The sequence below is a fragment of the Bacteroides sp. 90-K9/2 genome (assembly GCF_047310725.1).
GTDB classification, from domain to species: domain Bacteria; phylum Bacteroidota; class Bacteroidia; order Bacteroidales; family Bacteroidaceae; genus Bacteroides; species Bacteroides vicugnae.
On the sequence record NZ_JBCGVL010000006.1, the window covers coordinates 194,004 to 214,126 of the forward strand.

Sequence of the window (20,123 nt, forward strand, 5' to 3'; positions counted from 1 at the left end):
ACATCCTGATAAGTATGAAAAAACCAATTATCTTTTTATTTGTATTAATCACCAACATCTTATTTATCTCTGCACAGAAAATTTCAAAAGCAGAGTTAAAAGATAAGATAGCCGGAGCCTGGATCGGGCAAATGGTAGGAAACATATATGGACTTCCTTTCGAAAACAAGTTTGTAGATGAACCGGCTCCCGAATCCAGATTTCCATTCGGTTACACCAAAAACATAGATAAATTACAGCAGTATAATGGTGCATTTTCTGATGATGATACGGATGTTGAGTATATATATTTGCTATTAATGGAGAAATATGGTGTAGAACCGACTTATGCCAATATGCGTGAAGGCTGGATGTACCATATCCGCGATCGTGTATGGTTGGCTAACAGGGCAGCACTCGGATTAATGCATCTCGGATTTACCCCTCCGTTCACTGGTGATGAAAATCTAAATCCTCATTGGTATCAAATCGACCCTCAATTGATTAATGAAATATGGGCGTATACAGCACCAGGCATGATCTCGTATGCTGCAGGAAAAAGTGACTGGGCAGCCCGTATCACAAGTGATTCGTGGGCTGTATCCCCCACTGTCCTATACGGTGCAATGTATGCTGATGCCTTTTTCTGCAAAGATATCCGCAAGCTCATTACACGAGCCCTGAAAGAACTGCCTGCTAATGACAGATATGCAATAGCTGTAAAAGAGATGCTCGCTTTATACGACAAGTATCCCAAGGATTGGGTAAAAGCACGTCAAATCATGGCTAAGAAATACTATATAGACGAACCGGCCATGACAAAAACAATCTGGAATGCCAATCTGAACGGATTATGCGGAATTTTGGCCATGCTGTACGGTGAAGGAGATTTCCAACGGACATTGGATTTAAGTTGCGCAATGGGATTTGACTGCGATAATCAAGCAGCTACCATTTCCGGACTTCTGGGAGTAATGTACGGTGCAAAGTCACTTCCCGAAAGTCTGACCAAACCTATCGAAGGATGGGAAAAGCCGTTCAACGACCGATATATCAATATCACCCGATTTGATATGCCTGACGCTTCTATTGAAGACATGATTGAACGGACCTACAACAAGGCAATCGAACTAGTTTGCGCAAAAGGAGGAAAAGTAAAAGGTGACATGGTATATGTGAATCCAAAAGCACAATTCATCCCTCCTTTGGAATTCTGTGTCGGTCCAAACCCGGATTTGGAAATCGGACAGCCTACGGATTATTCATTTGCCTGCAGGACAAATGCTAATTTCAAATGGGACTTGGTAAAAGGTATACTCCCGGCAGGAGTTACATTCCAGAATGGTAAATTGGCAGGAACTCCTACAGAAGCCGGTAAATACCCGATTACCCTTCAGTTAAGTGCCAATAACCAAAATGCAATTACTAAAGACTTTGAGTTATTAGTAAAAACAAAGAATATAGCCCCAAAAGCCGACACTATTTATGCCAATGTCCGCAAACTGAACGAGGAAGTTCTCGATTCTTGCTGGATCACCTTTGGAAAACCGATGTACGCAACCAATGTGGAAGTGATTAATGACGGGATTAAAGATGGCGTTGGCTCTGTATTTTATTCATTGGCCGCCAAAAGTAACCTGCCTAAAATAGACTATTTCGGATATGGCTGGAAAGAAGAGCATACTATCAATATGGTTGTTTTAGACATGGGGTGCCTGGAGGAATTCGGAGGGTGGTTTACTTCTCTAAGCATCCAGTATCTTGGGAATGACGGACATTGGTATGATGCAGGCAAATTCAAATCAACTCCGGCACTACCTGAAACTGATATTGTATTTTTTCAGCCTCCCTTTGCACAATATGTTTTAGAATTTCCGGCAGTTAAAACCAAGGGAATACGCGTACTAATGGATGCCAAGATACAGGAGCACTGGCATAAATACACAAAGAATGTATCCTCATTCATCTCTATTACCGAATTGGGAGTTTATGAGAAATAAAGAAAGAAAAATGAAGAAAATAATTACTATATGTATCATAGGGCTTTTCGCTCTCAACGTACAAGCCCAGCCTGTAAGAACTTTAAAATTATCTGAAAAAGAACTTTTGGATAAGATTAAAGGTGGATGGGCAGGACAAACCATTGGTGTTGTTTTCGGAGCACCTACGGAGTTTAAGTTCACGGGAACGTATATCCAAGACTACCAACCGATTCCGTGGGCGGAAGGCTACGTAAAATATTGGTGGGAAAAGAAACCCGGACTGTTTGACGATATTTATAACGATTGCACGTTTGTCGAAGCGTTCAATGAGCTCGGTCTGGATTGTTCACAAGAAGAGCTTGCCAAAAGATTCGCATTTGCCGATTATCACCTGGCTCATGCCAATCAAGCAGGCAGATATAATATCCGTCAAGGCATCATGCCACCAGCTTCCGGACATTGGCTGAATAACCCACATGCAGACGATCTGGATTTCCAGATTGAAGCAGACTTTATTGGCCTGATGGCTCCGGCAATGCTGCCGGAGGCGTTGGATATCGCTTCAAGAGTAGGTCACATCATGAATAGTGGTGATGGTTTCTATGGTGGTGCTTTCGTAGCAGCTCTCTACAGTTCTGCTTTCTATGAACAGAGCCCTGAAGCAATTCTAAGGACCGCAATCTCTGTCATTCCTAAAGAAAGCACATTCCATCAATGTATTCAGGATGTAATCAATTTCCATTCTTTGCATCCGGACAACTGGAAAAATTGTTGGTACTTTCTACAAGAAAAATGGAACTGTGATGTAGGGTGTCCAAAAGGTGTATTTCTTAACTTTAACATTGACGCCAAGCTCAATTCCGCTTTCGTGGCATTAGCTATGCTTTATGGTCAAGGAGATTTTACTAATTCCATCGATATTGCAGCACGCTGTGGACAAGACTCTGACTGTAACCCATCTACAGTTGGCGGTGTACTCGGGGTCATGTATGGCTATGACAACATCCCCTCATTCTGGCTGAATCCCCTGAAAGAAGTAGAAGATCTCACATTTGAAGGAACCGATATGTCCCTGGCTAAAGCCTACAACATGAGTTTTGAACAAGCCAAACAGCTTATAGTCAAAACAGGTGGTACTGTATCTAGTGGAGAAGTAGAAATTCCAATCAGAAAAGCAGACGTCCTTCCTCTAGAACAAAATTTTGAAAATACCTACCCACTTTACAGGGAGCGCAAAGACTGTTTCCTGACAGATACGTTCGAATTCGATTTCAATGGCAATGGATTTGTTATCTGGGGAAATATATGCTGCACAAGAAATATTACTCCAGATTATATCAATCGTGTGTCTACACGCCACATTGGTTCCGAGGTCTTTGGATTAGCAGAGCCTAATGATTCCTATGTTGCTAAAGTTGAAATATGGATAGATGGAGAACTGGATCATGTAGCAGCATTACCCATGAAAAACACGGATCGGAAAGTAGAACCAGCCTGGAAATACCTCATGAAAGAAGGAAGACACCACGTAAAAATGAAATGGTTGAACCGTAAGAAAGACTATATTATTCGTATCAACGACATAATGTATTATTCAGAGAAAAAAGAACATGATAGATTTTACTTTAATAAATAAGTTAAGATGAAAAAAGTCCTGATTAACATGATTCTACTACTTGCTTTCTCCATATCGGGAACGGCACAAATAGAATATGGAAAAACAGTTGAAATAAGCAAAGATGTACTGCTCGACAAGATTAAAGGAGGTTGGGCCGGACAAACAATCGGATGCACTTATGGCGGTCCCACAGAGTTCAAATACAGAGGAGCGATCATCCATGAGAAAATTCCAATTATCTGGTATGACGACTATTGCAAAGACATCTTTGCGGAAGATCCCGGATTGTATGATGATGTATATATGGATCTCACTTTTCTGGAAGTTATGCAGAAAGAAGGAATAAATGCTCCTGCCGAATCATTCGCCAAAGCCTTTGCAAATGCAGATTACAAACTATGGCATGCCAACCAGGCAGCTAGATACAATATATTACATGGCATTATGCCACCAGCATCCGGACACTGGAAAAACAACCCGCACGCTGACGATATTGATTTCCAGATTGAAGCAGACTTCATTGGAATGATATGCCCGGGAATGGTAAATACCGCATCTGATTTTTCCGACAGGATAGGACATATCATGAACTACGGCGACGGATGGTATGGAGGTGTATATATGGGAGCAATGTATGCACTAGCTTATGTTAACAACGATATTTATACCATTGTCACAGAAGCCCTCAAAACTATTCCTGAACAAAGCAAATTCCACCATTGCATCACAGACGTAATTAAGTATTGGAAACAATATCCGGATGATTGGCGTAAATGCTGGTTGGAAATAGAAAACCGTCATGCTTTTGAGATCGGCTGTCCGGAAGGAGTATTCAATGCATTTAATATTGACGCCACGATCAATGCAGCCTACTGCGTTATGGGACTGTTATATGGTAATGGTGACTTTTTCAAAACAATGGATATAGCAACTCGCTGTGGGCAAGATTCCGACTGTAATCCGGCGACTGCTGCAGGAATCCTTGGAGTCATACAAGGCTACAAAGCTATCCCCGAATACTGGAAACCAGCACTAGAAAGATGTGAAAATATAAAATTTCCATACACTGACATCTCTTTAAGCTCTGTTTATGATATCAATCTCAAATTATTGAGCGATGTACTAAAAGCAAATGGAGGTAAAGTGAAAGGAGATAAATACTACACCACAATCCAAAAGCCAAAGACCGTAGCATGGGAAGTTTCGTTCGAAGGTCTATATCCTTCTGAAAGAAGAGTCATCAAATATGACCTTGGTACAGAAAAGACCTTTGAATTCAACGGCAAAGGCGTTGTTCTAATGGGACTAATCAGGCAGGATATTAAAGATAATAATGATAACTACATCGCCATTTTAGAGGCTTACATTGACGGAAAAAAAATAGAAACGATAGAAATGCCTTACGACTATATAAAAAGAAAGTACGATATTTTCTATAACTACGATTTAGAGGAAGGACCTCACAAGCTGGTCATCAAATGGATCAACCCGAACGAAAAATATGCTGTTCAGTGTAAAGACATGGTGGTTTATTCATCCACACCGGCAGAGCCTATCAATCCTTATAAATAAAAGAAAAAGCTATGAATAGAAAACTACTCATATTATTAGCCTTATTATTCTCCTACGGATTGTCATCATGTTCGTCCGATGACAATCCCCCGTCCGAAGATGAACAAACCGAAACACCGGAACAGTTCACGAAACGTTATAATCCCGACCAAAGTTTTTATAGCAAAATAATAGGACAAGAAATCAAATATTCAGTATTACTGCCTCAAGAATATCTATCGGAGAGCACAGCTAAATATGGAGTAGTTTTCCTTCTGCATGGTTGGGGAGGAAACCAGAATTCATGGGGACCTTCAGGATTGAATATTCAAACCATAGTCGATACACAAACCAACAATGGCAGTGTTCGTCCATTGATTTATATCATGCCGGAAGGTTTCAACTCTTATTTTTGTAACCGTTATGACGGAAAATTCAACTATATGGATATGTTCATTAACGAACTAGTACCCCTGATTGACAAACGATTCCGGACAACAGCCATTAAGACGGAAAGAGCTGTTGCCGGATTCTCTATGGGAGGATTTGGAGCATTGAGCATCGCATCACAACATCCCGAAACATTTTCTGTGTCAGTAGGATTAAGCCCATCTCTAAATACAGATGAACAATACATTTCCCTATCACAAGACGGTTGGAATCTTCAATGGGGAAACAACTTCGGGGGAAGTGGTCAGGCAGGAACCGGCAGATTGACAAGCTATTATAAAAGCCAATGCCCTCTGCACTTTTTCAAAGATAAATCAAGCTCCACATTTCAAGCCATACGTTATTATATAGACTGTGGTGATGATGAAGAGAGATTATATGCAGGCAACGGTGAATTACATTCTCTATTACGGGACAAAAATATCCAACACGAATATCGCGTACGGAACGGTGCTCATACTGACAGTTATTGGCGTGAATCCATGAAAGAAGCACTACCTTTTATCGAACGTTCATTCAAAGGAGAAAGTTATCCGCAGGAAACGCTGCAGAAGTTTACGGAGGAATTACATTCTACAACTAAAAACATTAAAGTCGGTAATTCCAATATCGAGCTATACATACCGGACGATTACAATTCTACCTTAACCTACAAAGTCCTTTATTATAGTAAAGGAGAAGGCAATACTAACCTTACAACAGAACAGGTAGCCGTAGCATTGGATTCTCTTATGCAAATCAAACGTATGATAATTGCCGGTTTTGATGTGAAGGAAATCATTCAAAATGGAATAAGTTTTTCAGCTATCACCAATGCAGTGGAGAAAACAATTCATACTGAAAATAATGCAGATTTCAGATTAGGATTGGCATACGGTTCAGGCGCCGATTATTTATACCATCAATCAACAGGTAATACACCTGCCATCCATTTCTTCTTCGCTGAAGATGCGGATATTGCCAACCCTTCTGATGAGAATCAGACCCAAATCTATTATCTGGATATAACAGACGAAGGCACTAACTACAACAGTATGTTCACGCTATTCAATGGATTGCGGAAAGCGGAAGCTCCAGTGCAATATCGTGTCAGAAACGGAGTGGATAGTTCACAGTCTGCCCAAACAGGTATTTATTCAATGAGTTATTATATTGGTGAACAGTTAATAAAGAAATGATATGAGAAAGATACTGCTATATATCATCCTGTTCCTATCAAGTATAGATGGAGTTCGGGCACTTCCCATAGAAAAAGAAGGAATGAGCATTTATAGTCCGGCTTTAAAAAAAGAAGTCTCCTACTCTATCATCTTGCCGGAAGGTTATGAGCATTCAGATATGGAATATCCCGTCCTGTACATGTTTCATGGAATAGGAGGCGATTATACCAGTTGGCTTGAATATGGCAACGTGGCCCGTATTATGGACCAAATGACAAAGAAAGGAGAAATTCAACCTTTCATCATAGTCATTCCCGACGGTTATCTGTCTTATTATAGTGATACTTATGATGGCAGTTTCCCTTATGAAACTTTCTTCACTAAAGAGCTGGTTCCCTACATTGACACTAACTATCGCACCCGCAAAAATGCTAATGCACGTTCAATAGCCGGTTTCTCCATGGGAGGATTCGGAGCCTTGTCCGTTAGCCTGCGCAATCATAACCTGTTCGGTTCTGTTGTTGCTTTATCACCATCTATCCGCACAGAAAAACAATATATAGAAGAGGGACCACAAATAGGATGGGACAGTCAATGGGGACGGATTTTCGGAGGAGTAGGAAAGAATGGCAATGAACGCCTAACCAGTTATTATAAACAACATTCACCCTACCACATTCTTTCCACTCTCCGTAATTCCGATTTAAAAGAATTTGGCATCATGTTGGATATCGGAGATAAAGAAGGTACTCTATGCGAAAGTAATGAAGAATTGCACCGATTATTGTTAGAAAGGAAAATACCTCATGAATGGGAAGTTCGTTCAGGAGGACATGATTTTACCTGCTGGAATGCAGCACTGCCAAAAGCATTCAGATTCATCAACGGATATTTCAATGAAAATCAACAAAAAAATAGAGAGAAAAACTCTCCGAATGAGACTCCATTTATAAAAATGGGTAATACAACGATTTATTATCCGGAACAGGCTCAAGGAAGCATTAGAAAATATCCTATTATCTATGTACAGGGAGAAATTAACGGGCAGCAACAAAAGGCTCTCGTCAGTCAGTTTCATCAACTGGTGAATGACAACAAAACATGGCCTGCTGTTCTCTGCTTCGTAAAAGAGAATGTAGATCTGTCAAAAACAATTTCCGATGTGGAGAAACAATGCTCCGGGATCAGAGGTTCTCAACGCATGAGGGCGCTAATCACTTGGGAAAATCATATCAAAGAAAGCATAGAAACTATTCGGAGAGAGAACCTGTTTACCGGTATAGTCTGTGTAAATACCACTGGTGATGAAAGTGACGCTTCCAATTTTATAAAAGCAGTTAACTCTCATAAAAGATATCCCAGATGCTGGATAGAAGTACTACCCGAATCAAAGGAATATGGTCTTAGTAGTAATATTCATATCCTTTTGAAAGCATCAAATCTGGAACATGAGTTCCGGTCAAGGAAATATAAAGAAACCAATGCTTTCACTTATTGGGAAGATTGGATTATCTATTTAAATAACAGAATCCATGTTTAACAATTAAATACTAATAGTATGTTTACAGTAAACAGTTATTTATTAGCAGTTATATTCTGCATCGTAACCATGATTTGTTGGGGTTCTTGGGGTAATACCCAAAAACTGGTTTCCAAGAATTGGCGTTATGAACTTTTTTATTGGGATTATGTGATTGGAATGGTGTTGTTCACCATCTTATTGGGCTTCACGATGGGTAGCCACGGAGATACCGGACGTCCGTTCCTTGAAGATCTGGGACAAGCATCAGGAGACAGCATCGGCTGGGTCATCTTGGGTGGTGTGATATTTAATGCTTCAAACATTCTCCTTTCAGCCTCCATTTCTTTAGCAGGAATGTCGGTAGCATTTCCTTTAGGAGTCGGTATCGCATTGGTACTAGGGGTGATTGTCAACTATCTGGGAATTCCTACCGGCAATCCCATGCTTTTATTCGGTGGTGTAGCTCTCATTGTCATTGCTATCATTTGTAACGGAGTGGCCTCCGGAAAGATGCAAAAGGGTGAAGAGAGCAAGAAAAACAACAAAAAGGGAATTATCATTGCATTAATTGCCGGTGTATTGATGTCTTTATTCTACAGGTTCGTAGTGAAAGGTATGGACGTGGAAAACTTCAATTCTCCCGCTATAGGAATGATGACTCCTTATTCTGCCATCTTTGTCTTTTCAATCGGCGTGTTACTAAGTAACTTTATCTTCAACACATTAGTAATGAAATATCCTTTTGTCGGGGAAAAAGTCAGCTATTCCGAGTATTTTAAAGGAAATGCAAGAACTCATATATGCGGAATGCTTGGTGGAGCAATATGGGGACTTGGTTCCGCATTCAGCTATATTGCATCGGGTGAAGCTGGTCCGGCGGTATCTTATGCGTTAGGACAAGGCGCACCGCTTATCGCTGCTATCTGGGGAGTATTTATCTGGAAAGAGTTTAAGGGATCAACCAAATCTGTTAATCAGTTGCTGGCTTCGATGTTTATCTTCTTCCTGATTGGCTTAGGAATGATAGTAGTTGCTGGAAATTAAATTATTAACCTTAAATAGAACAACATGAAAAAGTATTTTTATTTATTAACCATGCTGGCAGTAGTACTAAGTACAGTTGCTTGTAGTGATGACGACAATCATCCCAGTACAAATGTGTTGGATAAACCAGAAGTCACCGTTCCTGATGTAAAAGAAAGCTCGGCCGTTATTACATGGAAAGCTATAGGAAATGCAACAGCTTATATTTATAGTTTGAATAACGGTAGTGAACAAAGTACCGACCAGAATACCATTCAACTGACAGGTCTAGAGCCGGAGAAAAGTTACACATTCAAAGTGAAAGCTCAAAAAACCGGATCGATCTATTTTGAAGATTCAGAATACGCAGAAATCACTTTTACAACGACTTCTGAAGTAACAGTCTACCGGATAGCTACTTTTGCTGATGATTGGGATAAATGGTATTATGAATATAATGACAACGGTACAGTTAAACGTGTCTACAGATTATATGAAGGAGAACTAGATAGAGAATGGCTCTTTGCTTACGAAGGAAACAATATTACGGTAACAGGTAAGAACGCATATACAATGACTTTAAATGACCAAGGCTATGTCGCCACCTTTGTAGACGGTTCAAATACATATGAATATACTTACGACGAGAATGGCTACATGACAAAAGCTGAAAAGAATGGCAATATCGCATCTAACATCACAATAGAGAATGGCAATATTACGCAATGGACCAGATTCTCTGATGGAGTAGAGCAGTTCAAAGTTCAGACTTATTCTGCTGTACCTAATGTTGGCGGTGCACATTGTATTTATGCAGAAGGTAGTGGGCTAAGCCGTTGGTTGGTTGAAACAGGCCTCTTTGGAAAAGCTTCAGCTAATTGTCATACGAGTAGCGGCTGGCAGCATTCATCCGTTGCATCTACTTACACATTCGAATATGATGAAAATAGTTGTATCAAAGAAGAAAGCAAGAACTATGACGGAGATATTGAGAAATTCTATTATACATATTTCTCCGAATAACATTTTATGAAACAATTATTTCATGGAGGTGTGTCTAAAAGTCTGATACACCTCCATTTTTTTAACTTTAAACTGTAATATCCAACAAAACCTCCCCTTTCACATTCAACACCTTAACCCTCAATTCATCTTTCTTCTTTTCCAGAATCATCACCGTAGCGCTATCCATCTTATATCCTCCACCAATAATGACCGGGTAATTGTTTCCCAACTCACCTTTCGGATGATAGGCATACGTATGAGTATGAGCATTCAGGCTCACATTAAAAGGTGCTTTTTCCAATAATTTAGTCCATAGGTCAGCGCAGAGATTTTTTCCATCATTACCATAAAGCGGAATATGATGAATAAGAACACGTTTCTTCGCTTTCTTGAAGTCTTTGGCAGATAACTCCTCTTTCAGAAAATCGACTTGTTCATTACGTAACTGTGTGAAATCATTCAAATCGTAATACACCCAGTGAGAATCCAGCTTATCCTCTCCACAATCAAGCATGACAATACGGGTATCGCCCCAATTAAAAGAACCATAGGTCTTATCCCCTACATAGTCATAATGGTCGCGCAGACCGATAGAATAAGCATTGCGAATCTCGTGATTGCCACGCATAAAAAAAGTTGGAATGCGATTACTGCATACACCTTCGGTAAGTTCACTAATAAAAGTCGTTGCCTGTTCGTGGTCGACAGGATCGTCTACACAATCACCATTGAAAACTACAAAGTCATAGTTGATATTCTGTATCTGTTTGCATAAAGCACGAAAGGTTTTTGTATGCTGATGCAAATCATTGAAAACAATAGCAGTGAAAGAATCTGTATCCGTTTCCGGAAGCGTAAATTCTGAGAAATCTGACTGGGCAGTATTTCCAAATACTTTCTTATATGCTTGATAAAGCAATATTTCTTGCGAACATACGCGATAATAATATTTCTGTCCCGGTATTAGATCGTTGATACGTATTTTATGTAGTTTATTATTGCAGACTACCTGCCCGTCAATAATTGTACGAGCGCGTTTCAGTTGAGTAGTGTCTGTTCCATATTCCACCCAACAATATGCTGGAACGGTAGTTTCCCACATAACTGTCATACCATTACCTATGGGATTCTGTAAATAAGGTTTAGTACGGAATATTTTATCCGCCTTTTCAGCGGTACGCAGTTCTACGAGTATAGGACGATGATCAGAAGCCATCGGTTCATCCAACACTTGGGAGGATATAAAAGCGAAGCCATTAGCATTTGACTTCAATGCGGTAATATAATCTATAGTCTCCTTGGGATCAGGAGCCGGATAAGTAGATTGTTTAGGATTGGAGAGTATCTGGAAGTCTTTCTGTAACTCCTTTATAAAGTCGGATTCCGGTTCAGCATTCATGTCCCCAGCCAGAAAAAGAGGCTTTTTATAGGAAGCAGTAAATGACTTCACTATTTCCAGAGACTTCATGCGATCTTCTTCCGTTAATGACAGATGAGTACAACAATAAATATAATCCTCAAATTCTGCCAGAATCAAGGTGCGAGCCTCTTCTCTACCAGGTAAAGGGATAGCTTGTAAACGTAGCGGAACTTGCTTTGTCAGCAGTCCGATTCCATATTTACCTCCATCAAACTCTATGGCAGGTGCAAAACAAGCATGCATCTGTGTACGTTCAGCTATCTCACCCAACACATATTTCTGTCCGCTCCGACGGGTCATACTGTCTACCTCTTGTATAGCCACAACATCAGGAGAAGCATTATTTATCACATTGGCTACCCGTTGAAAATTACAAATATCATCCATGCCGTTCGCATTTTTAATATTATAAGTCATCAGTCTCAATGTATGCTGGGCCTGTACCGGAAAAATAAATAGGATAACGAAAATTAGTAAAAAGATCTTTTTCATGTTTCTCATTTTTGGGGGTTAATGTTAAGTGCCCCAAAGGTAAGAAAAAAAATAAAGGGCAACAAAAATATGTATTCATACCTTTATTGCCTTTACCATGAATTGTTTGTGTGTGTCCAGTTCTATCTGTACATTTTAAATAATCCCTCTCACTCTATCGTCAAATGCAGAAAGCGCAGCTTTCGCCCCTTCGCCCATAGAGATAATAATTTGCTTATAAGGAACCGTAGAAACATCTCCGGCTGCATAGATACCCGTCACATTCGTACGGCAATGTGCATCAATCATGATTTCGCCCGGACGGTTAGTTTCCACTATGTCGCGGAACACACTGCTATTCGCAGAAAGCCCGATCTGTACAAATACACCATCCAATTCAACCAAACGTTCTTCTTCCGTTTTGCGGTCTTTGATGCGCAGGGCAGTCAGCTTATCACCATTTCCTATCACTTCCGTAGTCTGCGAACTTGCAAACACTTCCACGTTCGGCAATGATTTAAGTCGCTCTTGAAGTACACTGTCTGCTTTCAACTCATCCATAAATTCAAAAACAGTCACTTTGGAGCAGATACCAGCCAAGTCAATGGCTGCCTCAATGCCGGAATTTCCTCCACCTACTACTGCTACATGCTTTCCTTTATAAAACGGACCATCGCAATGAGGACAGAAAGCGACACCACGACCTATATATTCGGCTTCTCCCGGAACATTCAGTTTACGCCAGCTTGCACCAGTTGCAATAATCAGTGCCGGAGCCAGGAATTTCTCACCAACAGAGGTAGTGATCTGCTTCTGTTTTCCAACCACTTCTACTTTTTCTACTTTACGATGCTCCAGTAAATCCACCGGATAGCGTAAGAGATGTGTTTTCAGATTATCGGCAAGTTCATTTCCTGTCGTTTCCGGAACAGAGATTAGATTTTCAATACCTACCGTTTCTTTCACCTGTCCGCCGACACGCTCGGCCACGATAGCTACACGGAGTCCTTTACGGGCAGAATAAATAGCTGCCGATACTCCTGCAGGTCCTCCACCGGCCACAATCACATCATATTCTTTCACCTCTGCATTCGCTTTGGTTTCGTCAATACCATATTGTTCTTCCAACTTGGCAAGCAATTCGCCAAATTCACCACGGCCTACATGAAGTAATTTTCCGTCTGCAAAGACAGAGGGCACTCCTTGTATCTTCAGTGCATCTACTTCATCCTGATAAAGCGCACCGTCTATCATTTCATGCGTAATAGCCGGATTCAAAGTAGTCATTGCATTCAGAGCTTGCACTACGTCAGGACAGTTCGTACAAGTCAACGAAACATAAGTGGTCAGATGTATAGGGCCTTTCAGTGCTTTCACACGGTTGCAAACGGCCTCATCGGGAAAGTTCTTTCCTTTGCCATCCAGATTCAGGATAGCCAGAAGCAACGATGTGAACTCATGTCCGTTAGGAATACCACGGAATGTGATTCCGGTACGGTTGCCATTCTTCAGTAAAGTAAACTTCAACGCGTCTCCCTCATTCACTACACAAGTGATGTGATCGGAACAATCCGCTACATCTCCCAGCAGTTCCACCAGTTCGGTTTTGTTTTCGTGGCCGGATGATACGGATATATCAAAAGTAAAGTTTGCCTCCAGCCCAGCAAAAATACCCCTTAGTTGTTCTTTTAATGCAGATTCTAACATATCTTTTTCCTTTCGTTTTTTGAGAAAAAAGGCCGGCAGCGTCTTCCGTTACCGACCTCCCATAATCACCATTATCAAGATCTATCAAATCTTACCTACCAGGTCGATGCTTGGTTTCAGGGTAGACTCACCCTTCTTCCATTTAGCCGGGCAAACTTCTCCGTCATGGCTGGCTACAAACTGTGCAGCTTCCACTTTACGAAGCAATTCACTTGCATCACGGCCAATATTGTTATCATTCAATTCCACCACTTTAATCTTTCCTTCCGGATTGACAACGAATGTACCGCGATAAGCCATACCCTCTTCTTCGATATATACACCCAGTGCACGGCTCAAAGCGCCAGTCGGGTCTGCCAACATCGGATATTGAATCTTGCGAATACTTTCAGAAGCATCATGCCAAGCTTTGTGCACGAAATGAGAGTCAGTACTTACCGAGTAGATTTCTACCCCCATCGCTTTGAACTGATCGTACTTTTCAGCCATATCCACCAATTCAGTAGGACATACGAAAGTAAAGTCAGCAGGATAGAAGAAAAGAATCGCCCATTTACCTTTCAGGTCATTGTTGGTTACAGTTTTGAAAGCTCCGTTGTGAAAAGCCTGAACGCTGAATTCAGGAAGTTGAGAATTTAAAATTGGTTCCATAATCTTTATTGCTTTTATTGTTATTAATTGATTTGACTTATAACATCAGAAACAACGTTTTGTTTTTTGTTTCTGATGCAAAGATAAAGGCAGCCCCCCCGCCTTTGCAAAAAAAGTCCAATCGAATATTTCTATGCCATGATAGATGAAATTAATAAAAGCATTTTATAACTTTGCAAGCATAAACAAAAACCTGAAAATATATACGATCATGGAACATCCTCTTGCCCAATTCCTATATTGCCCTGAATGCGGTTCCCCTCATTTTGAGGTCAACAACGAGAAATCTAAAAAATGTGCAGATTGCGGCTTTGTCTATTACTTCAATCCTTCTGCCGCCACAGTAGCACTTATCTTGAATGAGAAAAATGAACTGCTTGTCTGCCGACGTGCCAAAGAGCCGGCCAAAGGAACTCTCGACCTACCCGGCGGATTCATCGACATGAATGAAACAGGCGAAGAAGGTGTTACCCGCGAAGTACTGGAAGAAACAGGGCTGAAAGTTAAAAAAGCCGTTTACCAGTTCACACTTCCCAATATTTATGTTTATTCAGGTTTTCCTGTACACACACTTGATATGTTTTTCCTCTGTACCGTAGAAGACATGAGCCATTTCTCCGCCATGGATGATGTAGCAGATTCTCTCTTCCTACCTCTCTCCGAGATTCAACCGGAAGATTTTGGGCTGGATTCTATCCGGCGAGGACTTAAAAAGTTCTTATCTGGCAGATAATTCGTTAAAATATAACAAACTACAGAAACATATCCCCTTTCATTCTGTACTTTTGCATAAACACCCGATTATGAAAAAAGAAATTACTAGACTCATTTGTGCGGCTATCTGCTGCACTCCTATGATAGGATTTGCCCAGACAAGTGATAAGTTCACTTCGACCGACAACCTTTATAAAGAAGGGAAAGAACTTTTCCAGGAAAAAAATTATGCAGCCGCCCTACCGGCACTGAAAGCATTTGTAAAACAAAAGCCTGCCGCCAGCCTTCTTCAAGACGCTGAATACATGCTGGCCAGTTCCGCTTATGAACTGAAAGACAAGAACCGGATCGAAATCCTGCGCAAGTATCTCGACCGCTATCCTGACACTCCTTACGCCAACCGTATTTATGCACTATTAGCCTCCTGCTATTTCTATGAAGGAAAATACGACGAAGCACTGGCACTCTTCAACTCTGCCGACCTCGGTCTACTGGGTAATGAGGAACGGGATGACTGCACTTACCAATTGGCTACCTGTTATCTGAAAACCGATAATCTACGAGAAGCCGCAATTTGGTTTGAAACATTGCGCTCCAACAGTCCCAAATATGCTAAAGACTGTGATTATTATCTCTCTTATATCCGCTATACGCAAAAACGCTATAACGAAGCACTGAAAGGTTTCTTGCCGTTGCAGGACGATTCAAAATACAAGGCACTTGTCCCCTATTACATTGCCGAAATTTATGCACAGCTCCAAAACTATGATAAGGCACAGATTGTAGCACAAAACTATCTGTCGGCCTATCCAAATAATGAACATGCCGCAGAAATGTATCGCATTCTGGGAGATGCCTACTACCACTTCGGACAATATCACCAAGCTGTAGAAGCATTCAACAATTACCTGAACAAAGATCATTCGGCTCCACGTCGCGATGCTCTTTATATGTTAGGGCTCTCCTACTATCAGACGAAAGTCTATTCCAAAGCAGCCGAAACATTAGGCAAAGTTACAACTGCCAATGATGCCCTTACTCAAAACGCATATCTCCACATGGGGCTCTCTTATCTGCAACTGGCGGAAAAAAGCAAAGCCCGCATGGCTTTCGAACAGGCAGCCGCCTCCAGTGCCAATATGCAAATCAAGGAACAGGCAGCTTACAATTACGCTCTTTGCCTGCATGAAACTTCCTTCTCCGCTTTCGGCGAATCCGTCACTGCCTTCGAAAAGTTCCTGAATGAATTTCCGACTTCTCCTTACGCTGAAAAAGTCAGCAGCTATTTGGTAGAAGTTTACATGAATACCCGCAGTTATGATGCAGCCCTGAAATCCATCGACCGGATTGCCAAACCAAGTGCACAAATATTGGAAGCCAAACAAAAAATCCTGTTCCAACTAGGTACACAAGCATTTGCCAATGCTGATTTCACACAGGCTATTAAATATCTGAATCAATCCATCGCCATCGGACAATACAACCGGCAGACCAAAGCAGACGCTTACTACTGGTGCGGCGAATCTTACTATCGCCTTAACCGAATGACGGAAGCAACCCGTGACTTCAACGCTTACCTGCAACTCACCACCCAGCCCAATAACGAAATGTACGCACTTGCCAACTACAACTTAGGGTATATCGCTTTCCACCGCAAAGACTATACACAGGCAAGTAACTACTTTCAGAAATATATTCAACTGGAAAAAGGTGAAAATACAACCGCACTTGCCGATGCCTATAACCGTATCGGCGACTGCTACCTGCATGTACGCAGCTTCGAAGAGGCCAAACATTACTACTCACAAGCGGAACAAATGAATACTTCTTCCGGCGACTATTCTTTCTATCAACTCGCTCTCGTATCGGGATTACAGAAAGACTATTCCGGCAAAATCACTTTATTAAACCGACTGGTGGGTAAATATCCTTCTTCTCCTTATGCAGTAAATGCCATTTATGAGAAAGGACGTTCTTATGTCCTGATGGATAACAACAATCAAGCCATTACCTCTTTTAAAGAATTACTGAACAAATACCCCGAAAGCCCTGTCAGCCGGAAAGCCGCTGCAGAAATCGGATTATTGTACTATCAGAAAGGAGACTACAATCAGGCTATCGGAGCTTACAAGGAAGTGATCGAGAAATATCCGGGCAGCGAAGAAGCCCGCCTTGCCATGCGTGACTTGAAATCTATTTATGTAGACCTGAACCGCATCGACGAATTTGCAGCTTTAGCAAATGCCATGCCGGGACATATCCGTTTCGATGCCAATGAACAAGACTCACTTACGTATGCCGCTGCAGAAAAGATTTATATAAAAGGCCGGATGGAAGAAGCCAAAACAAGTTTCAACAAATACTTGCAGACTTTCCCGGAAGGTGCTTTCAGTCTGAATGCGCATTATTACCTCTGCCTGATTGGTAACGAACAGAAGAATTACGATATGGTACTTCTCCATTCCGATAAGTTATTGGAATATCCTAACAACCCATTTGCAGAAGAAGCGCTAATCTTGCGTGCCGAAGTGCAGTTCAACCAACAAAACATGGCTGAAGCATTGGCTAGCTATAAAATGCTGAAAGAAAAAGCAACTAGCGTAGAACGTCGCCAACTTGCCGAAACAGGTATTTTGCGTTGCGCCTTCCTGTTGAGAGATGATATAGAAACCATCCATGCAGCTACTGACCTGCTTGCAGAAGCCAAACTAAGTCCGGAGTTAAGGAACGAAGCTCTTTATTACCGTGCTAAAGCCTACGCCAAGCAAAAGGCTGACAAAAAAGCACTGGAAGACTACCGTGAACTGGCTAAAGATACGCGTAACTCTTATGGTGCCGAAGCAAAATATCAGGTTGCACAATCACTTTACGATGCAAAAGAATATGCCGCTGCAGAGAAAGAGTTGCTCAACTATATAGAACAGAGCACACCTCATGCTTATTGGCTGGCACGTAGTTTTGTCCTTCTGTCTGATGTTTACCACGCTACGGGTAAAGATCTGGATGCACGTCAGTATCTGTTAAGTTTGCAACAGAATTACCAGGGTAATGACGATATTCAAAGTATGATTGAAAGCAGACTTCATAAATTGAAAGTTGAGAATTGAGAATTAAAAAATAGAAAAGTATGAAACGATCTTATTATATAATAGGAGGACTCGCATTGGCAATCTCAATGCCATCCTGCCTTCAAGCCCAAACTACCCAACCGAAGGATACGACAATGAACCGCACGGTCGTTGTGGAACAAGAATATAACCCGGACATTATGGATGCTTCGAAAGTGAACGTCCTGCCTAAAGTAGAAGAACCGACAGTGAGTAAGAAAGAGGTGGAATATGCTACGACATTCTTTCCGGCTACTTCTGTTCCGGCAGGTCTGATGCGTCCCTATACCGGAAAAGAAATTCAGCCAGGCACTACTCCCGGATATGTACGTGCCGGATATGGCAATTATGGCAATTTGGATGTTCTTGCCAATTATCTATTCCGCCTGTCGAAGAAAGATAAGCTGAATGTACGTTTCCAAATGGATGGGATGGATGGTAAGTTAACTCTTCCTTTCACAGATGGAGAGAAATGGAACGCTTTCTACTACCGCACACGTGCTAATGTGGATTATACGCATCAATTCGATCAATTGGATTTAAATATTGCCGGAAACTTCGGATTGAGCAACTTCAACTTCCAACCGGAAAGCGTAAACAGCAAGCAGAAATTCACATCCGGTGACTTTCATGCAGGCATTCATTTCATTGATGAGACTGCACCACTGCATTTCAATGCAGAAACAAATCTGTTGATGTATGAACGTCAGCATAATATGTTCAATGAATCTGAAGCCAATACAGGTATCAAGGAGACAATCATACGTACCAAAGGCGATGTCACGGGAGCTATCGGCGACCAACAATCAATAACTATCGCTTTGGAAATGAACAATCTTCTCTACAGCGGATATACAAAGAATGTTTCCACCGGAGATGAATATTTCAAGAACTACACAACGCTTCTTTTAAATCCATATTATGAACTGGATAATGATGACTGGAAACTGCATATCGGAGCCAATGTAGATTTATCTTTCGGATTTGACAAGTCTTTCCGTATCTCACCCGATATCACTGCACAGTATATTTTTTCTGACAGCTACATTGTTTATGCAAAAGCAACTGGCGGTAAGCAACTGAATGATTTCCGCAGATTAGAAAACATCTGTCCTTACGGTGAACTGCCGGAGGCAAATACCACTGCTACTTTGGGATATGTACAACGTCCTTATGATACTTACGAGCAAATCAACGGTAGTATCGGATTCAAAGCAAGCCCTTATCCGGGACTTTGGTTCAACGTGTTCGGTGGTTATCAAAATCTAAAGAACGACTTATCTTATTTAGGTTTTGACCCGAGTAATATTCATTCAGGCTCTTATCTTACTTTTGCTCAAGATAATACAGATAATCTCTACCTTGGCGGTGAAATCAGTTACGATTACAAAGATATCCTCGGAATATCAGCTAAATACACTTATCATAATTGGGACAGCAAAACAGAGGAATATCTGTTGGCTGTGAAACCCGTCAGTGAAATGTCTTTCAATGTACGTATTCATCCGATCTCTGCTCTTAACATAAATCTGGGCTATGATTACATCAGCCGGAAAGAAGTGAAAGAATATGCAAAAATGACCGCAATTAATGATTTGCATATCGGAGCCAGCTATAATGTATTCAAAGGAGTATCCGTTTATGCGCAAGTACATAACCTGCTGAATAAGAAATATCAATATTATTTGGGTTATCCTACAGAAGGATTCAACTTCTTAGGAGGATTGAGTTTCCGGTTCTAAATTAATGAAAGGGGCGTTTCC

13 protein-coding genes are annotated in these 20,123 nt (G+C 41.1%); 10 read left to right on the forward strand and 3 right to left on the reverse strand.

The window, feature by feature from the left end:
- Positions 1-14 precede the first annotated feature (14 nt).
- Genes AAHJ11_RS15330 through AAHJ11_RS15360 form a run of 7 tightly spaced genes read left to right on the forward strand, consistent with a single transcriptional unit; the run spans position 15 to position 10,308 of the window.
- Positions 15-1,979, forward strand: coding sequence for an ADP-ribosylglycohydrolase family protein (locus tag AAHJ11_RS15330; RefSeq protein WP_320975075.1), 1,965 nt, complete (start codon positions 15-17; stop codon positions 1,977-1,979).
- A 10-nt stretch (positions 1,980-1,989) separates the two neighbouring features.
- The gene (locus tag AAHJ11_RS15335) at positions 1,990-3,597 is read left to right on the forward strand and encodes an ADP-ribosylglycohydrolase family protein (RefSeq protein WP_259021670.1); all 1,608 of its coding nucleotides are present in this window, start codon (positions 1,990-1,992) and stop codon (positions 3,595-3,597) included.
- A gap of 6 nt (positions 3,598-3,603) precedes the next feature.
- A complete protein-coding gene (locus AAHJ11_RS15340; protein WP_148365583.1) occupies positions 3,604-5,151 on the forward strand; it encodes an ADP-ribosylglycohydrolase family protein in 1,548 nt (515 codons plus the stop codon).
- A gap of 11 nt (positions 5,152-5,162) precedes the next feature.
- Positions 5,163-6,758, forward strand: coding sequence for an alpha/beta hydrolase (locus AAHJ11_RS15345; RefSeq protein ID WP_148365584.1), 1,596 nt, complete (start codon positions 5,163-5,165; stop codon positions 6,756-6,758).
- 1 nt (position 6,759) lies between these two features.
- Complete coding sequence (locus AAHJ11_RS15350; RefSeq protein WP_148365585.1) at positions 6,760-8,280, forward strand: alpha/beta hydrolase; 1,521 nt, start codon at positions 6,760-6,762, stop codon at positions 8,278-8,280.
- An 18-nt stretch (positions 8,281-8,298) separates the two neighbouring features.
- Positions 8,299-9,306 carry a GRP family sugar transporter gene (locus tag AAHJ11_RS15355; RefSeq protein WP_009001002.1) on the forward strand — a complete coding sequence of 336 codons (1,008 nt, stop codon included), beginning with the start codon at positions 8,299-8,301 and terminating at the stop codon, positions 9,304-9,306.
- Between the two features lie 24 nt (positions 9,307-9,330).
- Positions 9,331-10,308 (forward strand): fibronectin type III domain-containing protein, encoded by a 978-nt coding sequence (locus tag AAHJ11_RS15360; RefSeq protein WP_148365586.1) that lies wholly within the window; start codon positions 9,331-9,333, stop codon positions 10,306-10,308.
- 67 nt (positions 10,309-10,375) lie between these two features.
- On the opposite strand, the gene AAHJ11_RS15365 is transcribed toward AAHJ11_RS15360, so the two are convergent.
- From AAHJ11_RS15365 to ahpC, 3 genes are all read right to left on the reverse strand, one after another.
- On the reverse strand, positions 10,376-12,202 hold the full coding sequence (locus AAHJ11_RS15365) for an endonuclease/exonuclease/phosphatase family protein (RefSeq protein WP_167511800.1): 1,827 nt from the start codon (positions 12,200-12,202) through the stop codon (positions 10,376-10,378).
- Positions 12,203-12,337: 135 nt separating this feature from the next.
- Positions 12,338-13,888: an alkyl hydroperoxide reductase subunit F gene (gene ahpF, locus AAHJ11_RS15370; protein WP_148365588.1), complete on the reverse strand. Its 1,551-nt coding sequence runs from the start codon at positions 13,886-13,888 to the stop codon at positions 12,338-12,340.
- An 84-nt stretch (positions 13,889-13,972) separates the two neighbouring features.
- Positions 13,973-14,539 (reverse strand): alkyl hydroperoxide reductase subunit C, encoded by a 567-nt coding sequence (ahpC, locus tag AAHJ11_RS15375; RefSeq protein ID WP_004307892.1) that lies wholly within the window; start codon positions 14,537-14,539, stop codon positions 13,973-13,975.
- A gap of 211 nt (positions 14,540-14,750) precedes the next feature.
- Here ahpC and AAHJ11_RS15380 point away from each other — a divergent pair, with 211 nt between their 5' ends.
- The 3 genes from AAHJ11_RS15380 (at position 14,751) to AAHJ11_RS15390 (ending at position 20,102) form a co-directional block, all read left to right on the forward strand.
- Positions 14,751-15,272, forward strand: coding sequence for an NUDIX hydrolase (locus AAHJ11_RS15380; protein WP_217720967.1), 522 nt, complete (start codon positions 14,751-14,753; stop codon positions 15,270-15,272).
- 70 nt (positions 15,273-15,342) lie between these two features.
- Positions 15,343-18,360, forward strand: a complete 3,018-nt coding sequence (locus tag AAHJ11_RS15385) for a tetratricopeptide repeat protein (RefSeq protein ID WP_322019542.1) — start codon at positions 15,343-15,345, stop codon at positions 18,358-18,360.
- A 20-nt stretch (positions 18,361-18,380) separates the two neighbouring features.
- Positions 18,381-20,102 carry a TonB-dependent receptor gene (locus AAHJ11_RS15390; RefSeq protein WP_322019543.1) on the forward strand — a complete coding sequence of 574 codons (1,722 nt, stop codon included), beginning with the start codon at positions 18,381-18,383 and terminating at the stop codon, positions 20,100-20,102.
- Positions 20,103-20,123: the final 21 nt, after the last annotated feature.